Origin of the sequence: Clostridium sp. 10cd*, assembly GCF_044336395.1 — a bacterium.
In the GTDB taxonomy this organism is placed as follows: domain Bacteria; phylum Bacillota_I; class Bacilli_A; order Erysipelotrichales; family Erysipelotrichaceae; genus Clostridium_AQ; species Clostridium_AQ innocuum.
The window spans coordinates 2,924,276-2,945,020 of the sequence record NZ_CP172347.1 but is presented as its reverse complement, the minus strand read 5'-3'; the positions used below and the strand labels follow the sequence as shown (position 1 = coordinate 2,945,020).

Below are 20,745 nucleotides of genomic sequence, written 5' to 3'. Positions count from 1 at the left end.
CAGCGGTGTGATTCATAAGGAGGAGAATATGTATGGAAACAATAATAGAGGTCAGACAGCTATGCAAAAGCTTTGTCGTAAATAAAAAGCAGAATCATGTCCTGCGCAATGTGGATCTTTCCATTCACAAAGGAGAATTCATCGCCGTCATGGGACCAAGCGGCAGCGGTAAATCCACCCTGCTGTATACCATCAGCGGTATGGATCATATCAACTCGGGAACAGTGGAATTTGACCATAAAGAAATCAGCAGGTATAATGAAATGGAAATGGCGAAGCTGCGCCTGCATGAAATGGGCTTTATCTTCCAGCAGATGCATTTTCTAAACAATCTGAACATCTATGACAATGTGATACTTCCCGGCTATATGGCAAAGAAAAGAAAGCATAAGGAAATCAATGCCTATGCGGATGAGCTGCTGCGGAAATTTCAGATTACCTCGATTGCAGGGCATAGCATTCAGGAAGTAAGCGGTGGAGAGCTGCAGCGTGCCTGTATCGCCAGAGCAATGATCAATCAGCCGCAGATTCTGTTTGCGGATGAGCCTACAGGTGCGTTAAACAGCTCCAATGCGAAGGAAGTCATGGATATGTTTTCAAAGGTACACGAGCAGGGAACGACGATTCTGATGGTAACCCATGATGTGAAGGTGGCTTCCTATGCACAGCGCATCTGCTATATCAATGATGGGAAAATTGAAAGCAATCTCGATATCGGTATGCTGAAGCATGCGGATGAGTTGAAGGAACGGGAAAAAAAGGTATACAACTGGCTGATGGAAAAGGGCTGGTAGAAGGGGGGCGTGTGTATGATTGATATTCTTGTTGTTGAGGATAATGATGAACTGCGGGATGTATTAGAGCGGTTTCTGCTGCATGAGGGATATCAGACACGCTGTGTACAGCGGGGAGATGACGCACTTACACTCTTACAGCAGGAGAAGGTGCGTCTTCTTCTCGTTGATATCATGCTGCCGGATATGGACGGCTTTCGCATTTGTACGCAGGCCAGACAAAGCAGCAATCTTCCCATTATCATCATGAGTGCACGAACGCAGACAAGCGATCAATTGCTGGGCTATGAGCTGGGAGCGGATGATTATGTGGAAAAGCCCTTTGCCATGGCTGTTATGCTGGCTAAAATCAAAGCTCAGCTGAGAAGAGGCTATGAAATGCAGGAGGAGCGCAATGTGCTGAAGGACGATGATCTTCTGGTAGACATCGAGCGGCGAAATGTGACATTGAAAGGAAAGCAGCTGGCCCTCTCTGTAAAGGAGTTTGAGTTGCTGGTTCTGCTGCTGAGAAAAAGGCATACAACGCTGCGTAAGGACTATATATTTTCCGCAATCTGGACTGATGCCTCTGAAAGTGAGCTGTCCACGCTGACGACACATGTCAATACACTGCGTGAAAAAATAGAAACCGATCCGCGTCATCCAAAGCGGCTGATTACTGTATGGGGAGTAGGCTACCGCTATGAAGGCATGGAATAGGCTGACCGTGCTTGTCCCGGCACTGCTTCTGCTGCTTCTGGTAGGATTAAACGGACTACTCTTATGGCTGCGGGATGAAACAATCCCGGATGAAGCACTGGTAGAAATCAATCGCATGGCAAAAATTCAGGTTGAACTGCTTGAACTGAAGAAGACCTCCATGCAATCCTATATGGACCGCTCCCGTACAAGAAGTGTGCTTCTTCCGGCAAAGCAGGAGGGCAGCTTCTATCGCTTTACCTATCGTGTACAGCGCATACCGTCCTCAATCTTCTGGATTATCAATACCACCCTGCTTGGTGTCATATTGCTTGTTGTCTATCTTCTATTCTATATCCGCCGGCAGATTATACAGCCCTTTCATAATATGGAGGCTATGGCAACAGCTTTGAAAAACAGAGATTTCACGTATGAGCTGCCCCAGCAGAAGCATCGATTCTTCGGCAAATTCATCTGGGCAATTGATGTGATGAAGGAGGAGCTGCGCCATCATGAGGAAAAAGAAACAGCGCTGATGAAGGAAAAGCAGACAATGATTGCCTCTCTTTCCCATGATATTAAGACACCGCTTTCCAACATCCGCCTGTATACGGACGCAATGAAGGAGCACCTGTATTCGGAAGAGCTGATCTGTGAGCGTCTGTATGAAAATTGTGATAAAATCGATCAGTATGTAAAGGAAATCATGCATACGAGCAATGAAGATTTGTTTGATTTTGATGTACATATGGAAGAGGTCTATCTCCATGATGTGGAAGTCTTGCTGAGGCGGGAACAAGAGCGCATTGAACTGGCACTGATATCCTATGAGCAATCCCCCTGTAAGGATCAGCTGGTCTATACAGACTTGACAAGGTTACGTGAAGTTATTGGCAATATTGTTGATAATGCGATGAAATACGGAGATGGAAAATGGATTCACGTGTCCTTTTATGAAGAAGATCATCACAGTATACTGAAACTAGAAAATTCCGGCTCCTATATTGAGCAAAGTGATGCCGGTGCTATCTTTCAAAGCTTTTATCGGGGAAACAATGTTAACAGCCATGCAGGAAACGGTCTGGGCTTGTATATCTGCAAGCAGCTGATGCAGAAAATGGATGGCGATATTTTTATGACACAGGAACAGGGGAGTGTGAGCTTTCATCTTGTGCTTGGTACATTATAGGCCAGTAACAGGATTGAGATTTTCCAATCACTTGGTATAATACCATTAAGGAGCTGATGACATGAAGCGTTTGCCGATCGGTGTAGAAGACTTTAAAGAATTGGTCGATCATCAATATTATTACATAGATAAAACCATGTTTATTCAGGATGTACTGAAAGAAAAAGTTGTTCTGTATACCAGACCGCGAAGATTCGGGAAAACGTTGAACATGAGTAGGCGCTGCCCGCCCAGGCGTGCTCTATTATTTTTTCTCAATCAAACAAAAAGAAAACGCGTACCTTTTCAACGGGTTAAACATTACCAAAAACAAGATTGCAGTGCAATATCAAAATCAGTATCCGGTTATCCTGATAACACTTAAGGATATGAAGGAAATCAGGTTTCAAAATCAGATCGATATTTTCAAAGTGATCATACGGAAGCTGATAGGTAAATATAAGGATTTACTTACAAGTGAGCGACTGGATGATATTGATAAAAAACTTCTCATATGCTATCAGGAAGGTGATGTGAACATTGCTGACTTAAAAAATGGATTGCGCTTTTTAAGTCAATGTCTATATAAACATTATCAGAAGAAAGTAATTATTCTGATAGATGAATAGGCGCTGCCCGCCCAAGGCGTAATGTACCTTTGCAAAATGCGTATTTAAATGCTTATCATGAAGAAATGACTGATTTTCTTGGCGGTATCTTCAGTGCAGCATTGAAAACAAATGAACAACTATCAGATTCTTTCAAATCAGGAATCCGGGTTGGGAAGGTTCGATCTTGCGGTGCTTCCGTTCTATAAGAAGAAACGGGGGTTCCTGCTGGAATTAAAAGTAGCCTCAAAAGAGGAAGAGATGGAACATGCAGCAGTTCAGGCATGTGAGCAGATAAAGGAAAAGCAGTATCTAAAGGGTTTGCAAAAGAAAGAATATACAGATATCGTAGGATATGGAATTGCATTTTATAAGAAGTCATGTTTGATTGTAGCACTTCCATAATGTTTATTTACTATGCAATGTGTGAATAATCTGAAGTTCATGAAAACTGAGACATAACGCTGTCGCAGTTTTTTTGTTATGATGGTTTTGTCACAAGCATAACAATTATGTGACAGAAAGGAGAATGCAATGAATCCATATAGACAATGTCCTATCTATCAAAATGAAAATTATCGTATTCGATTCGTAAAACAGAGTGATGTGAATGATTTATTAAAGGTATACAGCGATCCAAAAACAGTTGCTCTTTGCAATTGTGATAATTGTGAAGATGATTTTTATTATACGAGCAGAGTACGGATGGAACAGGCAATCAATTACTGGATTATGGAATACCATAGAGAAGGGTTTGTTCGCTGGAGTATTCTGGATTGTACTTCCTCGACTGCAATCGGGACGATGGAGCTTTTTAAACGTTCGGCGAATGACGCCTATGACAATACAGCTGTACTGCGTCTTGATCTTTTAAGCAAATATGAAGAACAATCCTGTCTTCAAGAGATCCTTTCTTTGATTCTGCCGCATATCCGTGATTTGTTTCAGTGTACACAGGTTATAACCAAATGTGTACAGGAAGCAGAAAAACGCAGGGCTGTATTGCTGGAAATGGGATTTTCCCCATCAAAGGAGTCGCTGGTCGGCTGGGATGGCACACTTTATCAGAATTATTATCTGCGAAAGCTATAAGAGGTCTAATATAAAAAACGAAAACGTGTATACTGGAACCAAAGTTCTGATATACACGTTTTTTGTAGCTTCTTTCATTCCTGATCCTGCGCTCTCCAATACGGATGGGCTGCCGCAATGATGCATTCTGCACTTCCTGTAAGCTGAATGCATTCCTCTGGCATAACAAGGATACTACCACCCCGTAACACGGTAAAGGTATCTACCTGAAGACTGCCGGAAACCACGGATATCACGGATGCGATGGAATATGTATTCGTATAGCTGCCGGATAAGGTGAGGTGTCGCAAAGAGAACTCCCGCTGGTCGAAGCTGCTTCCTTCTGAAAAGTTCTGTTTTTGGACATGCAGGGAGGAATCCAGATTCGCAAGTGCTTCCTTCACATGGAGTGGTCTTGTATGACCATGCATATCCTTTCGCTCATAATCATATAAGCGGTAGGTGATGTTGGTGGACTGTTGAATCTCATAGATCAAGGACCCTGCGGTAAGGGCATGCATCATGCCGCTTCGGATATACACAAGGTCATTTTCAGAAACGGGTATGTGATCAATGACACCATGAAAATCTCTCTTTTGCAGCGCAGCTTCAACAGCTGCTCGATGACCCGCTTTGTTCTCGGCATACACCCAACCCTCACTTGGCTTCTCTATGAAATACCAGGCCTCGCTTTTTCCATAGGGCAATTGCAGCTGCTCCTTTGCATAGGTATCGGTTGGATGAATCTGAAAGCTGACATCCTGTGCACAGGAATCAAAAGCGATGATCAAAGGAAATTCCTCACCATCTTCAAGACCAAAGACAGCAGGATTCTCCTTGACTGCCCTGCGAAGGGTTGTTTCCTCCTTTTCATTATAAATTTCACAGTCGATTCCATCGATTCCACTCAGTGTATACACACAGCCAATCGTCTGAGCAGCACGATCTCCCTGATAGGCATGCAGACGTGTATCTCCCCATAGGGTTTCCATTGTAACGGGACGTACAATATACATAACAAGAACCTCCTAACTTTTCCATATCTACAGTGATTGTAGCATATCTCACTATCAGAATATAGTGGTACCAACATAAAGAACGTAATTCTCTTTTATCTGTCACAGCTGCCGTGATATAATATAGCTACAGGAGCTGATACCTATGAAGCATATACCAATTGGCATTGAAAGTTTTAAAGAATTGATTGATGGTGAATATTATTATGTAGATAAGACACTGTTTATAAAGGATGTGTGCAAAGAAAAGGTCGCATTATATACAAGACCCAGACGTTTTGGTAAAACTCTGAATATGAATATGCTTTATTATTTTTTCTCATTAAAGCAGAAGGAGAATGCTTATCTTTTTGATGGTCTGCATATCACAAAGGATGCAGAGATTCTACGATATCAGAATCAGTATCCGGTCATCTTCATAACTCTGAAAGATATGAAACAAGTCTCTTTCGAAAATCAAAAAGCAATGTTCGCAATCCTGATTCAGGAGATTGTCAGAAATAATAAGGAATTACTCGATAGTGAGGAAGTAAGCACCTTCGATAAAGAGCAGCTTGTCGCTTACTCACGCCGCACACAGAGTGATGTGGACTTACAGAATGCATTAAAATTTCTTTGTGTATGCCTGAAGCAGCATTACCATAAGAATGTGATTCTTTTAATAGATGAATATGATGTTCCATTACAAAGTGCATATTTAAACGGATATTATGATGAAATGGCAGACTTTTTAAGCGGTATATTCAGTGCTGCTTTAAAAACAAATGATGCTCTGGAGAAGGGAATCCTTACCGGATGCTTGAGAATTGCGAAAGAGAGTATTTTCACAGGATTAAATAATTTCAATGTGTATTCCATTACGGAAGAACCATCCAGTACCTGCTTTGGGTTCACACCGGAAGAAACACTAAAGCTTTTAGAGTACTATCATTTAAAATCATATGGACAAACCGTAAAAGAGTGGTATGACGGTTATCTGTTTGGAAACAAAGAGATATACAATCCATGGAGCGTACTGAAATATGTGCTGAAAATCCTGCAGGGAAATGATGTACCGGAATCTTTCTGGGCGAATACGAGTGGGAATGATATTATATATCAATACATTCAGAAAGCCGATTCACAAATGAGAACGGATTTTGATACGCTGACATCTGGTGGAAGGATTACACAAACGGTAAGATATGAACTAACCTATCGTGAGATGGATCAGATAAACAACATTTACAGTTTTCTGCTGTTCACAGGCTATCTGAAAGCGATAGCGTGTGTCGATAAAGATAAAGCAGTATATCAGCTTATGATACCGAATAAGGAAATCAACCGAATCTATACCTTGATATTTGAAGAATGGTTTCAGGAGCAGGTTAAAGCAAAGAGCAGAACATTGGTTGATGCATTCATGAAAGAAGATGTGGAAACCGCAAATGAAGTTTTGAATACCATATTGTTTAAATCCATAAGCTATTTCGATTATGATGAAAAATTTTATCATGGAATGTTGGTCGGTATGCTCAGTGATTATCAAATCGTATCCAATCAGGAAACCGGTAATGGCCGTAGTGATATCATGGTACTACCGGCTTATAAGAAAAAAAGAGGACTTGTGCTTGAAGTTAAGGTTGCAACAAAAGAAAAGGATATAGAAATAACCGCACAAAGAGCATGTCATCAGATCAGGGAAATGAACTATATCGATGGTTTACAGGAAAGAGGATATACGGATATTATAGGATATGGGATTGCTTTTTATAAGAAAACCTGCGTAATTATGCTGGCGAAGTAAAATGCTTAGATTTATAAGAATTGAAATCAGCATATCGCATTGAAGTAAGCATTTCATCTACAGGATCCCCCTTCCTTCTAGGTAACAACAGGGGTGTGATATATCAATAAGAAAAGGCAGGACTTTTCTGGATAGGAGATACTTATGAAACGATGGACAGTAGAAGAACTGGCAAGGATGATTGATCATACCTATGTCAAGGTAGATGCAACACGCAAACAGATGGAAAAGCTGTGTAAGGAAGCCAGAGAATATCATTTCGCGATGGCTGCCATCAATTCCTCACAAACCGCATTATGTGCGGAATACTTACGGGACAGTGATATTCATGTGGGAGCTGCAATCGGCTTTCCGCTGGGACAGACAACAATCGCTGCCAAGGTGTTTGAAGCGGAGGATGCCATACAAAACGGAGCGGATGAAATTGATTACATGATCAATTTAACGGAAGTTAAGGCCGGAAACTGGGAGTATGTAAAAGAGGAAATGCAGCAAATCGTCACGGTATGCAGAAACAATGGAAAGCTGTGCAAGGTCATTTTGGAAACCTGTTATCTGACAAAGGATGAAATCAAACAGATGTGTAAAATTGCGGTGGCTGTCAAACCGGATTTTGTGAAAACCTCAACCGGCTTTGGAAGCGCAGGAGCTACTGCAGAGGATGTGGCACTGATGCGCAGGTGTGTCGGTACCGCAGTCAAGGTAAAAGCCTCCGGAGGAATACGGGATGCACGTACATTCAAAAAAATGGTTTCCAGTGGAGCGTTGCGTATTGGGACAAGTGCAGGGGTATCCATTGTCAGGGAGCTGCAGACGGAGGCCTTCAAGCACAGCGGTTATATCGCAATACCGGAAGAATATTAGTATCCCTGTGGTTCCATGATATGAGCACAGCTGTCTTCTGTGATAAAACAGCAAGCCGTGATGAAAAAAATATGAAAATATTTTCACAAAATAATGTAACGGAATTACAGAAATACATTGACAATTTACAAAAAATGCTATATCCTTTTGTTAGTGACTACAAAACCAAAGGCAAGGATCGGGACCAGCATAGGAACCTTCTGCTGTAGAGAGCCGCTGGCTGGTGAAAAGCGGAGCAGAAATCTTATCCACTCACCCGTAAGCTGTAACCTGAACACATCACACGATGTCAGTAAACGTTACCGTCTGCTCACACGTTATCGTGAGAACATATTCGAAGTCTGGATATGTGAGGGGAATGATGCTTTTCATCATTCAACAAGAGTGGTACCGCGGAATTGGTGATAAACTTCCGTCTCTTAGGATAGAGATGGAAGTTTTTTTTGTTACAAAAAGGAGGACAGGATGATGGAAGGATATCAGAAGTACAAACGACAGTATTTTTTACCACCGGAGCCATGCATGGACTGGGCAGGGAAAGAATATATAGAAAAAGCACCCCAATGGTGCAGCGTGGATTTGCGGGATGGCAATCAGGCATTGATCATACCGATGAGTCTGGATGAAAAAATCGAGTTTTTCCAGCTGCTTGTAGAGGTTGGCTTTAAGGAAATTGAAATCGGCTTTCCGGCAGCCAGTCAGACGGAATTTGAATTTCTGCGCAAGCTGATCGATGAGGATTTGATTCCGGAGGATGTAACGGTTCAGGTACTGACACAGGCAAGAGAGCATATCATCCGCAGAACCTTTGAAGCTGTTAAGGGCGCAAAAAATGCGGTGATTCATTTATACAATTCCACATCTCTGGCACAGCGCGAGCAGGTGTTCAAAAAATCAAAGGAAGAAATTCTGAATATCGCTGTGGAGGGGGCCAAGCTGTTAAAGAAGCTGACAGAAGAGGACGGCGGCAATTACCGCTTTGAATACTCACCGGAAAGCTTTACCGGAACAGAGGTGGACTATGCCCTGGAGGTCTGCAATGCCGTATTGGATATATGGCAGCCAACTGCGGACAACAAGGTCATCATCAATTTGCCGGTGACTGTGGAAATGAGTATGCCGCATATTTATGCACAGCAGATTGAATACATGTGCAAGCATATGAACTATCGTGAGAATGTTATCGTATCCCTGCATCCGCACAATGACCGCGGGTGTGGCGTTGCTGATACGGAAATGGGTATTCTGGCAGGTGCGGACCGCATCGAGGGAACGCTGTTTGGCAACGGGGAGCGTACCGGAAATGTGGATATTATTACACTTGCAATGAACATGTATGCGATGGGAATCGATCCTGAGCTGAACTTCACGGATATGCCGCACATTGTCGAGGTTTATGAGCGCTGTACCCGTATGCAGGTACACATGCGTCAGCCCTATGCCGGTCAGCTGGTATTCGCAGCCTTCTCCGGCTCTCATCAGGATGCCATTGCCAAAGGCATGCATTACCGTGATGCCCAGGATCCTGATCACTGGACGGTACCGTATCTGCCAATCGATCCAAGAGATGTCGGACGTGTCTATGAAACAGATGTTATCCGCATCAACTCGCAATCCGGTAAGGGCGGCATCGGCTACATGCTCGAGGAATACTACGGCTATGATCTGCCATCCGATATGCGCGAGCAGGTTGGCTATTATATGAAGGATGTATCCGACCATGAGCACAAGGAGCTGCTGCCAAATGAGATCAACGATCTGTTCCAGAAGGAATACATGAATGTCAATGCGCCGTATGCGCTCAATGATTATCACTTTGTCCGTCAGGGAGATATTGTAACCGTAACGATGAATATCACCTATGAAGGAAAAACGCAGTTTATCACTGCTACGGGAAACGGTCGTCTGGATGCCGTCAGCAATGCGCTGCGTGACAATATGGAGCTGACCTTTGACATACTGGATTACAAGGAGCATGCATTAAGCAAGGGGTCCTCGTCCAGAGCGGTATCCTATGTGAAAATCATCGACTGCCGCAAAAAGAATCAGTGGGGTGTGGGACTGCATGATGATATCATCGCATCCAGTGTACAGGCATTATTCTCAGCCATCAACCGGGCAGTCGCACAGCGCCGCGAGGCAGAAAAAAAGCAGAGGCTTAAACAATAACAGCAGGAGGAAAACCATTATGGGAATGACAATGACACAGAAGATTCTGGCAGCACATGCCGGTCTGGATCACGTGGAGGCAGGACAGCTGATCGAAGTGAATCTGGATATGGTACTGGGAAATGATATCACATCACCGGTTGCTATTAAGGAATTTGAAAAATACGGCTTTTCACAGGTGTTTGATCCGGGAAAAATCAGCATGGTTATGGATCATTTTGCGCCAAACAAGGATATCAAGGCAGCACAGCAGTGCAAGGCATGCCGTACCTTTGCCTATGCGAAGAACATCGAGCACTTTTACGATGTCGGGGAAATGGGAATCGAGCATGCCCTGCTTCCGGAGAAGGGGATCGTAGGACCTGGGGAATGCATCATCGGTGCGGACTCCCATACGTGCACGTACGGAGCGCTGAACGCTTTCTCCACCGGTGTGGGCAGTACGGATATGGCCGCAGGCATGGCTACCGGCAAATGCTGGTTTAAAATTCCGGAAGCTATCAAATTTGATCTGCGTGGAAAGCTCGCACCGCATGTCAGTGGAAAGGATGTCATTTTACACATCATCGGCATGATCGGTGTGGATGGCGCCTTGTATAAATCGATGGAATTCAGCGGTATCGGTTTACAGAGTCTGAGCATGGATGATCGCTTATGCATGGCAAACATGGCAATCGAAGCCGGTGCCAAAAACGGAATTTTCGCCTTCGATGAGATTACGGAGGCTTATGTCAAGGATCGTGTAAGCCGTCCATATGTTACCTATGAAGCAGATGCGGACGCAGAGTATTGCAATGTGTATCATCTGGATTTGAGCCAGATCACCCATACGGTAGCCTTCACGCACCTGCCGGAAAACACCAGAACGATGGATGAAATCAAAGAGCCTGTGAGGATTGATCAGGTTGTCATCGGCTCCTGTACCAACGGACGGCTATCCGATATGGCAGAGGCTGCACAGATTCTGAAGGGTCAGCATGTGGCAAAAGGAGTGCGTGCCATCATCATTCCGGCAACACAGGAAATTTACAAGCAGTGCATACAACTGGGTTATACGGAAATCTTCATCGATGCAGGCTGCGTGGTATCCACACCAACGTGTGGTCCATGCCTGGGCGGCTATATGGGAATACTGGCGGAAAATGAACGCTGTGTAGCGACAACGAACCGGAACTTTGTCGGTCGGATGGGGCATGTAGATTCCGAGGTATATCTGGCAAGCCCGGCTGTTGCGGCAGCCAGTGCCATTATGGGCAGAATCGCAGCACCAAAGGAGGTAGCGTAAGCATGAATGCAAATGGAACAGCACATAAATACGGGGATAATGTCGATACCGATGTCATCATTCCCGCAAGATATCTGAATACCAGTGATCCTAAGGAGCTGGCAGAAAAATGCATGTGTGATATTGATGCGGACTTTGTAAAGAAAATCAAAGTGAACGATATCATGGTGGCAGGCTTTAATTTCGGTTGCGGAAGCAGCCGTGAACATGCACCGATTGCCATTAAGGCAAGCGGTATCTCCTGTGTGATCGCAAAAAGCTTTGCGCGTATCTTTTACCGCAATGCGATCAACATCGGTCTGCCGATCCTGGAATGTGTGGAGGCAAGTGAGCGCATTGATGATAAGGATGAGGTGGAAATCAACTTCGATACCGGAGAAATCATAAATAAAACAAAAAACGAAACCTATCAGGCACAGCCGTTTCCTGCGTTTATTCAAAACATCATGCAGCACAACGGATTGTTAAATGCCATTAAAGAGCAGGGGGGAAAGTAAATGGAGAAGCATATCGCGGTAATACCGGGAGATGGAATTGGACCGGAAATTGTCAAAGAGGCGGTGAAGGTTCTGGATGTCATCGCAAAGAAATACGGACACAGATTTGTCTACACGGAAGTGGATGCCGGAGGCTGCGCCATTGATAAATACGGAACCTCACTGCCAAAGGAAAGCCTGGATGCGGCGCTTGCCAGCGACAGCGTGCTGCTGGGGGCAGTCGGCGGACCGAAGTGGGATCATGTCGATCCTTCTATCCGTCCGGAAAAAGCATTGTTAAGCATTCGCAAGGAGCTTGGTCTGTATGCCAATCTGCGTCCTGCAAAAATCTTTAAGGAGCTATCCGATGCCTCTCCGCTGCGTAAGGATATCGTCGCAAACGGAATTGATTTTATGGTCGTTCGGGAATTGATCGGCGGTGTGTATTTTGGAGAAAAAAGCACGGTGGAAAAAAACGGAGAGCTGTATGCCAGTGACAATATGTGCTACTATGCGCATGAAATCGAAAGAATTGCCCATACGGCATTTCAGACGGCGCGTAAAAGGGGAAACCGTGTTATTTCCGTCGATAAGGCGAATGTACTTGACACCTCCCGTTTATGGCGTAAAATCGTAAGTGAAGTCGCAAAAGAGTATCCGGATGTAACCCTTACACATATGCTGGTGGATAATGCCGCTATGCAGATTGTGAAGGATCCATCCCAGTTTGATGTCGTTGTGACAGAGAATATGTTCGGGGATATCCTGAGTGATGAGGCCAGCATGATCACCGGCTCCATCGGTCTGATCCCCAGTGCATCCCTGGGGGAAACAAAGCGCGGTATGTATGAGCCGATTCACGGCTCTGCGCCGGATATCGCAGGGCAGAATATCGCCAATCCGATCGGCACGATACTGGCCGCAGGCATGATGCTGAAATATGCCTTTGACATGGATCAGGAAGCTGCGGAAATCGAAGAGGCTGTGGAAGCGGCACTTCGTCTGGGATATCGCACAAAGGATATCATGGAGGATGGAAAAACATACCGGACATGTTCCCAGATGGGAGATACGATTGCGGAACTGATAACAAACGCATAGGAAGTGCAAAGGAGAGCAGACAAGATGTTAATTAAGAATGGAAGGATTCATACAATGGCCGCTGCCGGAACCATACAGGCGGATATTCGCGTGCAAAATGGAAAAATTGCCGCAATCGGTGAAAATCTGAAAGAGGAAACCGGAGAACTGATCATCGACGCATCCGGAAAACAGGTGTTCCCTGGAATGATTGAAGCTCACTGTCATCTGGGAATGGAGGAAAGCGCCATTCGCGGAGAAGGTGATGATGTTAATGAAATGAGTGATCCGATTACGCCGCAGGTGCGTGCCATCGACGGTTGTAACCCACTGGATGAAACGATTATCAATGCCCGCAATGCCGGAATCACCACGGTGGCCGCAGGTCCTGGAAGCGCCAATGTCATCGGTGGTACCTTCATGGCCTATAAAACACACGGCGTCAGCATTGATGAAATGGTCGTACAGAATCCGGTGGCGATGAAGTGTGCCTTTGGGGAGAATCCAAAGCGTGTCTATCAGGACAGCCGCATCAAAACCAGAATGAACATTGCAGCGCTGCTGCGGGAAACGCTGGCAAAGACCAAGGAATACATCGCAAAAAAGGAAGCCGCTAACAACGATCCACTGAAAATGCCGTCCTATGATATGAAGCTGGAGGCGATGATTCCGGTTGTCAAAAAGGAGCTGCCGTTAAAATGTCACGCACATCGTGCGGACGATATCCTGACGGTGATTCGTATCGCTAAGGAATTCGATGTCAATGTGACACTGGATCATTGCACGGATGGGGAGGTTATCAAGGCACAGGTGAAGGCAAGCGGATATCCGGCTATCGTCGGACCATCCCTGACCCATAAATCAAAATTCGAGCTGGCAAACAAATCCTTTACAACGCCGGGTGTTCTGTGCAGGGAAGGAATCCTGATCGCCATTACGACGGATTCACCGGTCGTACCGCAGGAATATCTGCCGTTATGTGCAGCACTTGCCATGAAGGACGGTCTGCCGGAAGAGGAGGCATTAAAAGCCATCACCATCAATCCTGCAAAAATCCTTGGACTGGAGAAACGCATCGGCAGCATTGAAGAGGGCAAGGACGGGGATATCATCATCTGTGACAGCTCTTTGCTGGATATACAAAACGTTATCCGCTATACCATTATCAACGGGGAAATCGCTTATCAGAAGGCATAGGCTGTTCATTCATAAAAGTAATCTCGATATAGGAAAGAGCGCTTCGGTTGTTAAGGCCAAAAGCGCTCCTTTTGTATATGAAAGCTCAGACAGATCGGAAATTCGGTTAAAGCAATTACTAGGAAACGATGATGCAGTCATTAAAAAAGCAGAATCATAAGCAGTTCCTCTGTGAGCATGGTGCGTTTTTATGTATCACCTGCTATGGTATATGTACTGCATGATTTCTTCTTCAGCAATGAAATTGAATAATCAGTTGTTTCAAAAACAGGAGAAGCGCTCGGGGAGTCAGCGAACAGTTAAGAAGCCGCTGTTAAGTGCAGTTGCCTGCAGCAGTTTCATTATATAGCTTATGGAAATAAGATGACAATCAAAACGGCTGTTCTTCATATGAAATCATTAAATAATATCGTCATATAGGATTTCCCTGCTTCCTTTTGCTTTGGCTGTAGCTGTGTAAAATAGAAAAAGCTGTAAAAAAGTCGTATCCATGCCAGAAATTGCTATTTTTTTCGTATTTTGTATTGGAAATATTGTAAATGAGGTGCAATTCTTTTATAATATCAATGGATGTATATAAAAAAGCATACTTTATGAAATAGGCGTATTTTTCGCGAAAAGGGTCAATTTTTCAAGAAAATAGAGGGAAAATCATAAAAAAACACACTGTCTATTTACGTATAATTTTATAGATATACACAAGAAATGGGGCGAAGCCATGAAGGATGCACTGCTGGATTATATATTTGATAACTGTGATGCTGCTTATATTTCTGATCTTCGACAGAAGATGATTTTTCAGGAATATGCGGATATGATTCTGGAAATAGAGGATACGAAATTCTCCGTTGAGGAATGGAATTATGTATACCGGTATCTTACAGGAGCAAATGCTGTATTTTCTGCTGTAGCTGAGGTGAAGGAAGCATTACGATCCTGGATGCAGGCATGATGGAAACTACGCGACAGGCATGCTGCTACGCGTTCATTCAAATCGAATAGATACACACAAAAGACTTCCCGAAACAATAAGGTGAAGTCTTCTTTTGTATACCTCATGCAGCCTTTGCAAGGCCTGTTTTTGTATGTCTATTGCTTATTCCTTTGCCTGAATCTTCGCACAGACCCGGCGGCAGGATGCGATAAAATCCATCAAGCCGGCATGCAGATGCTTGTTTGCATGATAGATGATATAATAATCCCTCTGAAAGGAAACATCCGATAAATACAAACGGGTGACAATGCCTGCCTCCAGCTCTGCCTTTACCATCTGATAGGGCAGGATGGAGATACCGAAGCCGAACTGCACCCCCTTAACCAGTGCACGGGTGCTGGCACTCTCCCATATGGGATGCAGTTGAATATCGTGCACCTTCATGATGGAATCCAGAATTTCTCTTGTACCGCTGCCCTTCTCCCGCAGCAAAAACGGTTCCTGTGCAATATCCTGCAGACACAGCTTCTGTTTTTCTGCCAGCGGATGCTCTCTGGCACAGATGACGGCAAGCTCATCCTTGAAAAACGATAGTTTCTGAATATGCTCATGTGTGGGAATTCCCTCAATCAGCGCCAAATCCAGCTGATTGGAAACGATGGACTCCTCAAGAATCATGGAATTTTCAATGAGAATCTGTATCTGCCGCTTCGGATACTCCAGCTTATAGCTGTGCAGGCATTCACAAAGCAGACTGTTGGCAATGGTAATACTCGAGCCGATGGACATACTTTCCATATCACTCCAGTGTTCCATGCTGTTTTCCATTTCATCAAACAGGGAGGTGATGTGGCTGGCGTATTTGAGAAAGCGCTCTCCATCACCTGTCAGATATAATTTGCGTGAGATTCTGTCAAACAGCTGCAGCTGATAATACTCCTCCAGCTCCCGTATGGCAAGGGATACCGAGGGCTGTGCCATATGCAGCTTTTCTGCGGCTCTGGTGATACTTCCCCATGTGCATACCGCAACAAAAATGCGGAGATGTCGTAGCGTCATGAAATTCTCCTTTCATAATAAAATGTTATTAAATATATATAATAATACTATTTTCATTATGAAATGACAAGGACTATAATAGTAGGGAAGGTGATGAAATTGGAGAAAAATGCAAAAATGTACGGAACTTTATTTTCTTCCGTGTTTATGTTAAGTGCCTGTACCTTTGGTGGAGGCTATGTGATCGTACCGCTGATGAGAAAGAAATTTGTTGAGGATCTGCATTGGATTGAAGAGGGAGAGATGATGGATCTGGTGGCTATCGCCCAATCCTCACCCGGAGCAATCGCTGTCAATGCCTCGATCAGTATAGGCTATCGCTGTGCCGGTATCCCGGGGGCAATCGTTGCAGTCATAGGAACAGTACTTCCTCCGCTTGTGATTCTGACGGTGATATCCTATTGCTATGAGGCGTTTATCCAGATACGCTGGATACAGGTCATGCTGTTTGGAATGCAGGCAGGTGTGGTTGCGACCATCTGTGATGTGGTATGGACGATGGGCCGGGAGGTCTGGAGCCAGCCGCAGAAGGTGTATGTGCTCATCATGCTGGCAGCCTTTGTATGCAATGTTTTGTTTGATGTCAATCTGCTTATTATCATAATCGTATGCGGAGCACTGGGCTATCTGATTGAGCGTGCGATAAAGAAGGAGGGTGGTCTGCAATGACACTGTTACAGCTGTTGTTCAGCTTTCTGCAAATCGGGCTTTTGAGCATTGGCGGCGGCTATGCGGCGCTTCCGATTATTCAGGATCAGGTCGTCGCCATGCATGGCTGGCTGAGCATGCGTGAATTTGCGGATATCCTGACCATATCTCAGATGACACCGGGACCGATTGCAATCAATGCCGCCAGCTTCGTGGGGACAAAGATTGCGGGGCTTCCGGGAGCACTGGTGGCATCTCTTGGTGTGGTGCTGCCCAGCTTTATCATTGTCCTGACACTGTCCTTTCTGTATTATAAATACCGGCAGCTGGATGCGATTCAGGCAGTGCTGAAAGGGCTTCGTCCGGCGGTGGTTGCTTTGATTGCATCTGCGGGGGTGTCTCTGGGAATCGATGCCTTCTGGGGAGGAAAAGCGATATCGCTTGCAGATGTTAATCTGGAAAGTGTGCTGCTGTTTGCACTGGGCTTCTTTCTGTTGAGAAAATATAAAAAAAGTCCGATTACCGTCATGCTGCTGTGCGGTGTACTGGCAGTTGGTTATGGTTTGCTGAGCGGAAGTCTTACATTTTAGAGATTGTTACACGCATGATGTAACAATCAGCAGTACGATAGCATTGTCAGAAAGGATGATGCTATATGAGTTGCGGATTACAGATTCACAAGCAGGCCGTCATGATAGAATACTATCTCAATCAGGCAGTGAACAAGGTACGGGGGCAGAGGAACAGTTCTCTGGCTGATATCACGATGGTATACGATCAGCCGATTCGCCTTACTGCGGAAATCCTCAGTGAATTACAGGATAAGGTGCGCAATGAGACCGAGCTGAAGACCATTCAGGATATCAAAACCAAATACTGTACGTATCAGGGGTATATCCTGTCACAGCTGGATGAGGAGATTTGTGAAAAGCTGGTGGATGATCTGAAGCGTTTAAGTGAATGAGCACAGGTAGTGAATACCTGTCAGGCTTGAAAAAGGAGGCTTTCCGATGGGGATGCCTCCTTTTTGGATGGGAATGCAGATAAGCTCTGCATACTGAAATATGCGCATAAGCAGAGAGTAAAACCGTGCTTCCATATGGTTTATGCATTGTGCAGATTTTGGCATTTCCTGTTTAATTCCTCAATCAGCTGCTTTTTTGTGTTACGAGAAGGATCCTGCATCGCGTAGTCCAGAAGCATATGCAGTGCGATACCGATCTGTTTGCCGCATAGACCGAAATCCATCATGTCTCTGCCGTTTACCGCGAGTGTCTGTAAGCTGAGAGGCTCTTCTTCCGCGTGCATGTGCAGCAGCAGCTCTTTGCATTGCCGGATGATCCGGACACCGTTTGCGGCCGGCTCCGGGTTTTTTGCGAGCTGGTCTGCGAGCTGTACATCCAGGGCCAGTAAGGCATCCTCCAGCTGATTATCAAATTTTGAAAGATATCTGCGCAAAGTGCTTTTTTTCGGTGTGAGATTGTAATCGTGATATGCAATGCAGCGTAAAACGCGTTGTATGGTCCGATTGTCATAGTGAAGCTTTTTCAGCCAGCAGCGGGCAAGCTCAACAGATTTCTGCGCATGTCCGTAATAATGGGAGATGCCGTCTGCATCCAGAGTTTCACAGGCCGGCTTTCCCGTGTCATGGAAAATGATGGCCAGCTTGCCTTCCAACGCCATCCCTTTCGTATGGTTCAGTGCCACATCGGTATGCGTGAATACATCATATATATGCCAGGGATTGTTCTGTTCTTTATTCATCAGCTTCGTATAGCCTGCCGCAATCGTATCCAGCACCCGCATTTCCTTTAACAGCTGCAGCGTATCCGGATAATCCTGCAGCAGGATACGGTTGAATTCTTCCCGAATGCGTTCTCTGGAGATATAGGACAGCAGATGGGCATGGGTGCGTATGGCCTGCACCGTTTCTTCCTCAATGGTGAAGTGCAGTGTACAGTGAAAGCGCAGGGCACGAAGAATACGCAGAGCATCCTCCTGCATTCTTTCGGAAGCCTTTCCGACACAGCGTATTGTTTTTTTGGCGATGTCTGCCTGTCCATGGTAAGGGTCATGAAAGCCCCGCTTCGGATGCCATGCGATGGCATTCATTGTAAAATCCCGCCGCTTTAAATCCTCATCGATATCCGGGGTGAAGTGAACTGCTTCTGGACTGCGGTGATTGGTATAGGCACTTTCTGTACGATAGGTTGTGATTTCGATGGGCTCATCCTGTACAAGGACGGTTACAGTACCATGCTTCAGTCCGGTTGGTATGACGCGGTAGCCCTTTTCTTGAAACAGCGCCATCACCTCATACGGCGTGGCATCCGTTGTGATATCATAATCATGCAGCTCCCGCCCCATCAGCATATCACGCACACAGCCTCCCACCAGCCATGCTTCCTTATGAATGGCCGAAAAGAGCTGTAATACAGATTGTATTTGGGAATCGTTTATTGTTTTCATAGCATTCTCCTTACTGCTATTATATAATGAATGCAGTGATGAAAAAAGGAGATTACATGAAAAAAGTTGTTGAAATCGTTCATGATATCATGAAGAGCCAATTAACAGAAAACAGCATCTGTGCGGATTTTACCATGGGGCAGGGGTACGATACGCTGTTTCTAGCCCAGCAGAAAAACTGTTCTCATATTTATGCATTCGATATTCAGCCGCAGGCGTATGTGCAGACCAGAGAAAAGCTGGAGAGTGCACAGCTGGAAGGGAAGGCCACTCTGATTCTGGATTCACATGAATGCTGTGATATCTATATCCGGGAGCCGCTGGATCTCGGCATTTTTAATTTCGGATATCTGCCGCATGGGGATCCTGAAATCATGACCAGGCGAAAAACGTCTCTTTGCGCGGCCACAAAAGCATTGCATCTGTTGAAAAAGCATGGTATTCTGATTCTGGTATTGTATTGGGGACAGGCCTGCAACAGAGAAGAAAGTGAAGCACTGCTGGCATGGAGTGCTGCGTTGCAAAGCCGCTGCTTCAGCGTGTGCAGAATTACGATGCATAATAAGCAGAATTGTCCCGATATACTGGTGATTAGCAAGGAAAAGGAGAAGGTAGATTATGATCAAAGCCGTAATATTTGATATGGATGGGGTGCTGGTGGATAGTGAACCAAAAAACCTGGAGCAGCTGAGAGGATTTTATAAAAGCTATGGGACAGAGGTGGATGATGCTTTTATGCATTCTCTGGTTGGCAGCTCCTATACGTATACATATACTGAAAGCATGCGGGTCATGCATATGGACTGGCCGATGGAAAAATTTAAGGAAAAGCTGGATGATTACTGTAAGCTTCATGCATTTGGGTATGATGAGGTATTGAATCCGGGAGTAAAGGAAACGCTGATCTGGCTGCGGGAGCACGGCTATAAAACGGCAGTTGCATCCAGCTCGGCCATGCATCAGATTCAGACGATGGAGAATGTCTGTGATCTGGTTGGCTGCTTTGATGAGCTGCTGAGTGGTGAGATGTTTCATGAAAGTAAGCCTAATCCCGAAATTTATCTGACAGCCGCAAAAAAGCTGAAGGTGAAGCCGGAGGAATGCATTGCTGTAGAGGACAGCAGCTATGGGATAGCGGCAGGTAATGCTGCCGGTATGCGCGTGCTTGCCTATGCAGATGATCGTTATGGCGTGGATCAGAGCAAGGCTTATGCCAGAATCCATCACATGCAGGAAATCAAGAAGTATCTTAACGATTAAGAAAACAGGTGGTTTGTTTGATAAGCCTGTTTTAAAAGAAAATGCGCAGCGCTATCCTATATATCTTTTGATGATGTTGAAAGCAGGTATATTTCCTGCTTTTTTCAATACCTGTATCTTATATCAAACGACTGGCATATTTAGAAGGGACTTAAAAACACAGGGTCAGCGTATATATAATAT

General features: G+C 44.9%; 23 protein-coding genes and 1 other annotated feature. Of the genes, 20 read left to right on the top strand and 3 right to left on the bottom strand.

All coding sequences use genetic code 11. From position 1 onward, the window contains the following. Positions 1–32: 32 nt before the first annotated feature. From ACG3M1_RS14600 to ACG3M1_RS14570, 7 genes are all read left to right on the top strand, one after another. Positions 33–794, top strand: a complete 762-nt coding sequence (locus ACG3M1_RS14600; protein WP_009271018.1) for an ABC transporter ATP-binding protein — start codon at positions 33–35, stop codon at positions 792–794. Between the two features lie 15 nt (positions 795–809). Further along, positions 810–1,493: a response regulator transcription factor gene (locus ACG3M1_RS14595; RefSeq protein WP_009271017.1), complete on the top strand. Its 684-nt coding sequence runs from the start codon at positions 810–812 to the stop codon at positions 1,491–1,493. Continuing rightward, on the top strand, positions 1,477–2,661 hold the full coding sequence (locus tag ACG3M1_RS14590) for a HAMP domain-containing sensor histidine kinase (RefSeq protein ID WP_009271016.1): 1,185 nt from the start codon (positions 1,477–1,479) through the stop codon (positions 2,659–2,661). Before ACG3M1_RS14595 ends, ACG3M1_RS14590 begins: the two co-directional genes overlap by 17 nt. 61 nt (positions 2,662–2,722) lie before the next feature. After that, positions 2,723–3,025, top strand: coding sequence for an AAA family ATPase (locus ACG3M1_RS14585; RefSeq protein WP_009271015.1), 303 nt, complete (start codon positions 2,723–2,725; stop codon positions 3,023–3,025). Beyond that, positions 2,919–3,269 (top strand): AAA family ATPase, encoded by a 351-nt coding sequence (locus tag ACG3M1_RS14580; RefSeq protein ID WP_257269470.1) that lies wholly within the window; start codon positions 2,919–2,921, stop codon positions 3,267–3,269. Before ACG3M1_RS14585 ends, ACG3M1_RS14580 begins: the two co-directional genes overlap by 107 nt. Before the next feature lie 111 nt (positions 3,270–3,380). Then, a complete protein-coding gene (locus ACG3M1_RS14575) occupies positions 3,381–3,653 on the top strand; it encodes a PD-(D/E)XK nuclease domain-containing protein (protein WP_009271013.1) in 273 nt (90 codons plus the stop codon). A 129-nt stretch (positions 3,654–3,782) separates the two neighbouring features. Continuing rightward, positions 3,783–4,340: a GNAT family N-acetyltransferase gene (locus ACG3M1_RS14570; protein ID WP_008817581.1), complete on the top strand. Its 558-nt coding sequence runs from the start codon at positions 3,783–3,785 to the stop codon at positions 4,338–4,340. 74 nt (positions 4,341–4,414) lie between these two features. Here ACG3M1_RS14570 and ACG3M1_RS14565 read toward each other — a convergent pair whose 3' ends face one another. After that, positions 4,415–5,335: a class I mannose-6-phosphate isomerase gene (locus ACG3M1_RS14565; RefSeq protein WP_008817580.1), complete on the bottom strand. Its 921-nt coding sequence runs from the start codon at positions 5,333–5,335 to the stop codon at positions 4,415–4,417. 145 nt (positions 5,336–5,480) lie between these two features. Between ACG3M1_RS14565 and ACG3M1_RS14560 the strand changes: the two genes are divergently transcribed. From ACG3M1_RS14560 to ACG3M1_RS14525, 8 genes are all read left to right on the top strand, one after another. Further along, the gene (locus tag ACG3M1_RS14560; RefSeq protein WP_008817579.1) at positions 5,481–7,121 is read left to right on the top strand and encodes an AAA family ATPase; all 1,641 of its coding nucleotides are present in this window, start codon (positions 5,481–5,483) and stop codon (positions 7,119–7,121) included. Between the two features lie 144 nt (positions 7,122–7,265). Next, positions 7,266–7,985, top strand: coding sequence for a deoxyribose-phosphate aldolase (gene deoC, locus ACG3M1_RS14555; protein ID WP_009271012.1), 720 nt, complete (start codon positions 7,266–7,268; stop codon positions 7,983–7,985). 165 nt (positions 7,986–8,150) lie between these two features. Beyond that, positions 8,151–8,408: a binding site (T-box leader), on the top strand. A gap of 45 nt (positions 8,409–8,453) precedes the next feature. Next, positions 8,454–10,154 (top strand): 2-isopropylmalate synthase, encoded by a 1,701-nt coding sequence (gene leuA / locus ACG3M1_RS14550; protein WP_009271011.1) that lies wholly within the window; start codon positions 8,454–8,456, stop codon positions 10,152–10,154. Positions 10,155–10,173: 19 nt separating this feature from the next. Beyond that, positions 10,174–11,439 carry a 3-isopropylmalate dehydratase large subunit gene (gene leuC, locus ACG3M1_RS14545; RefSeq protein ID WP_009271010.1) on the top strand — a complete coding sequence of 422 codons (1,266 nt, stop codon included), beginning with the start codon at positions 10,174–10,176 and terminating at the stop codon, positions 11,437–11,439. 2 nt (positions 11,440–11,441) lie between these two features. Beyond that, complete coding sequence (gene leuD / locus ACG3M1_RS14540; RefSeq protein WP_008817575.1) at positions 11,442–11,936, top strand: 3-isopropylmalate dehydratase small subunit; 495 nt, start codon at positions 11,442–11,444, stop codon at positions 11,934–11,936. Then, positions 11,937–13,016 (top strand): 3-isopropylmalate dehydrogenase, encoded by a 1,080-nt coding sequence (leuB, locus tag ACG3M1_RS14535; protein ID WP_008817574.1) that lies wholly within the window; start codon positions 11,937–11,939, stop codon positions 13,014–13,016. Between the two features lie 24 nt (positions 13,017–13,040). Continuing rightward, positions 13,041–14,192 carry an amidohydrolase gene (locus ACG3M1_RS14530; protein ID WP_008817573.1) on the top strand — a complete coding sequence of 384 codons (1,152 nt, stop codon included), beginning with the start codon at positions 13,041–13,043 and terminating at the stop codon, positions 14,190–14,192. Between the two features lie 718 nt (positions 14,193–14,910). After that, positions 14,911–15,144, top strand: coding sequence for a hypothetical protein (locus ACG3M1_RS14525; protein WP_002610418.1), 234 nt, complete (start codon positions 14,911–14,913; stop codon positions 15,142–15,144). Between the two features lie 144 nt (positions 15,145–15,288). Here ACG3M1_RS14525 and ACG3M1_RS14520 read toward each other — a convergent pair whose 3' ends face one another. After that, on the bottom strand, positions 15,289–16,185 hold the full coding sequence (locus ACG3M1_RS14520; protein ID WP_009271009.1) for a LysR family transcriptional regulator: 897 nt from the start codon (positions 16,183–16,185) through the stop codon (positions 15,289–15,291). Positions 16,186–16,278: 93 nt separating this feature from the next. Between ACG3M1_RS14520 and ACG3M1_RS14515 the strand changes: the two genes are divergently transcribed. The 3 genes from ACG3M1_RS14515 to ACG3M1_RS14505 all read left to right on the top strand — a co-directional run bounded on the left by ACG3M1_RS14515 (position 16,279) and on the right by ACG3M1_RS14505 (position 17,797). Then, positions 16,279–16,854: a chromate transporter gene (locus tag ACG3M1_RS14515; RefSeq protein ID WP_002610423.1), complete on the top strand. Its 576-nt coding sequence runs from the start codon at positions 16,279–16,281 to the stop codon at positions 16,852–16,854. Next, positions 16,851–17,423 carry a chromate transporter gene (locus tag ACG3M1_RS14510; RefSeq protein ID WP_002610425.1) on the top strand — a complete coding sequence of 191 codons (573 nt, stop codon included), beginning with the start codon at positions 16,851–16,853 and terminating at the stop codon, positions 17,421–17,423. The genes ACG3M1_RS14515 and ACG3M1_RS14510 overlap by 4 nt, the downstream gene beginning before the upstream one ends. 65 nt (positions 17,424–17,488) lie before the next feature. Then, positions 17,489–17,797: a hypothetical protein gene (locus tag ACG3M1_RS14505; protein WP_009271008.1), complete on the top strand. Its 309-nt coding sequence runs from the start codon at positions 17,489–17,491 to the stop codon at positions 17,795–17,797. Between the two features lie 140 nt (positions 17,798–17,937). On the opposite strand, the gene ACG3M1_RS14500 is transcribed toward ACG3M1_RS14505, so the two are convergent. Further along, complete coding sequence (locus ACG3M1_RS14500) at positions 17,938–19,302, bottom strand: CCA tRNA nucleotidyltransferase (RefSeq protein ID WP_022300322.1); 1,365 nt, start codon at positions 19,300–19,302, stop codon at positions 17,938–17,940. A 56-nt stretch (positions 19,303–19,358) separates the two neighbouring features. Between ACG3M1_RS14500 and ACG3M1_RS14495 the strand changes: the two genes are divergently transcribed. Together ACG3M1_RS14495 and ACG3M1_RS14490 are read left to right on the top strand one after the other, a co-directional pair. Next, a complete protein-coding gene (locus ACG3M1_RS14495; RefSeq protein ID WP_002610432.1) occupies positions 19,359–19,943 on the top strand; it encodes a tRNA (mnm(5)s(2)U34)-methyltransferase in 585 nt (194 codons plus the stop codon). Further along, positions 19,921–20,562, top strand: a complete 642-nt coding sequence (locus ACG3M1_RS14490) for an HAD family hydrolase (RefSeq protein ID WP_008817569.1) — start codon at positions 19,921–19,923, stop codon at positions 20,560–20,562. The genes ACG3M1_RS14495 and ACG3M1_RS14490 overlap by 23 nt, the downstream gene beginning before the upstream one ends. The last annotated feature ends 183 nt before the right edge of the window (positions 20,563–20,745 follow it).

What these genes read in the sequence shown, in the direction of transcription:
- leuA (WP_009271011.1), top strand. Translation starts at nt 8,454, where the DNA reads ATGGAAGGATATCAGAAGTACAAACGACAGTATTTTTTACCACCGGAG.
- ACG3M1_RS14525 (WP_002610418.1), top strand. Translation starts at nt 14,911, where the DNA reads ATGAAGGATGCACTGCTGGATTATATATTTGATAACTGTGATGCTGCT.
- ACG3M1_RS14530 (WP_008817573.1), top strand. Translation starts at nt 13,041, where the DNA reads ATGTTAATTAAGAATGGAAGGATTCATACAATGGCCGCTGCCGGAACC.
- ACG3M1_RS14560 (WP_008817579.1), top strand. Translation starts at nt 5,481, where the DNA reads ATGAAGCATATACCAATTGGCATTGAAAGTTTTAAAGAATTGATTGAT.
- ACG3M1_RS14575 (WP_009271013.1), top strand. Translation starts at nt 3,381, where the DNA reads ATGAACAACTATCAGATTCTTTCAAATCAGGAATCCGGGTTGGGAAGG.
- ACG3M1_RS14570 (WP_008817581.1), top strand. Translation starts at nt 3,783, where the DNA reads ATGAATCCATATAGACAATGTCCTATCTATCAAAATGAAAATTATCGT.
- ACG3M1_RS14565 (WP_008817580.1), bottom strand. Translation starts at nt 5,335, where the DNA reads ATGTATATTGTACGTCCCGTTACAATGGAAACCCTATGGGGAGATACA.
- leuB (WP_008817574.1), top strand. Translation starts at nt 11,937, where the DNA reads ATGGAGAAGCATATCGCGGTAATACCGGGAGATGGAATTGGACCGGAA.
- deoC (WP_009271012.1), top strand. Translation starts at nt 7,266, where the DNA reads ATGAAACGATGGACAGTAGAAGAACTGGCAAGGATGATTGATCATACC.
- leuD (WP_008817575.1), top strand. Translation starts at nt 11,442, where the DNA reads ATGAATGCAAATGGAACAGCACATAAATACGGGGATAATGTCGATACC.
- ACG3M1_RS14490 (WP_008817569.1), top strand. Translation starts at nt 19,921, where the DNA reads ATGATCAAAGCCGTAATATTTGATATGGATGGGGTGCTGGTGGATAGT.
- ACG3M1_RS14505 (WP_009271008.1), top strand. Translation starts at nt 17,489, where the DNA reads ATGAGTTGCGGATTACAGATTCACAAGCAGGCCGTCATGATAGAATAC.
- ACG3M1_RS14595 (WP_009271017.1), top strand. Translation starts at nt 810, where the DNA reads ATGATTGATATTCTTGTTGTTGAGGATAATGATGAACTGCGGGATGTA.
- ACG3M1_RS14515 (WP_002610423.1), top strand. Translation starts at nt 16,279, where the DNA reads ATGAAATTGGAGAAAAATGCAAAAATGTACGGAACTTTATTTTCTTCC.
- ACG3M1_RS14520 (WP_009271009.1), bottom strand. Translation starts at nt 16,185, where the DNA reads ATGACGCTACGACATCTCCGCATTTTTGTTGCGGTATGCACATGGGGA.
- leuC (WP_009271010.1), top strand. Translation starts at nt 10,174, where the DNA reads ATGGGAATGACAATGACACAGAAGATTCTGGCAGCACATGCCGGTCTG.
- ACG3M1_RS14600 (WP_009271018.1), top strand. Translation starts at nt 33, where the DNA reads ATGGAAACAATAATAGAGGTCAGACAGCTATGCAAAAGCTTTGTCGTA.
- ACG3M1_RS14500 (WP_022300322.1), bottom strand. Translation starts at nt 19,302, where the DNA reads ATGAAAACAATAAACGATTCCCAAATACAATCTGTATTACAGCTCTTT.
- ACG3M1_RS14585 (WP_009271015.1), top strand. Translation starts at nt 2,723, where the DNA reads ATGAAGCGTTTGCCGATCGGTGTAGAAGACTTTAAAGAATTGGTCGAT.
- ACG3M1_RS14510 (WP_002610425.1), top strand. Translation starts at nt 16,851, where the DNA reads ATGACACTGTTACAGCTGTTGTTCAGCTTTCTGCAAATCGGGCTTTTG.
- ACG3M1_RS14590 (WP_009271016.1), top strand. Translation starts at nt 1,477, where the DNA reads ATGAAGGCATGGAATAGGCTGACCGTGCTTGTCCCGGCACTGCTTCTG.
- ACG3M1_RS14495 (WP_002610432.1), top strand. Translation starts at nt 19,359, where the DNA reads ATGAAAAAAGTTGTTGAAATCGTTCATGATATCATGAAGAGCCAATTA.